Source organism: Salinimicrobium oceani (assembly GCF_012037645.1).
This window is the reverse complement of the sequence record NZ_JAAVJR010000923.1, coordinates 1-390: the sequence shown is the minus strand read 5'-3', so window position 1 is coordinate 390 and position 390 is coordinate 1. Positions and strand designations below refer to the sequence as shown.

Here is a 390-nt window from a genome sequence, read left to right as displayed (position 1 = left end):
AAATTTATTTTGTCTGAAAGTGTTACAAAATTACGAATTCTCTCAGGAATTAAAAAATCATAACATAAGCAGATATTCCCTGAAGATAATTTAATGATTCCGCAAATTTAGAGGGAGAAAATTAAGCACATGCTATAAATATAGCTCGAGATTGAGAAATTGCTAAAAAGCATTCAGAAAAGTAACCTGCATGTTCGTTATACTAAGGTTACCAAAATGGATTCAGATATTTGCAGTCAAAGATTTCTGCAGAAAAGGAGGATCTGGAGGAAAATGTAAGGGAACTAAAATAAGCTTTTAATGATCTCTTCTTCAGAGATACCTTCGGCTTCGGCTTTATAGTTCTTGATCACCCGGTGGCGTAAAATTCCGAAGGCTACAGCCTGCACG

The 390-nt window shown here is 35.1% G+C and carries 1 pseudogene; it reads right to left on the bottom strand.

The window, feature by feature from the left end:
- Positions 1-284: 284 nt before the first annotated feature.
- Positions 285-390 (bottom strand): annotated as a pseudogene (locus HC175_RS24460) (AAA family ATPase); the annotation flags it as partial.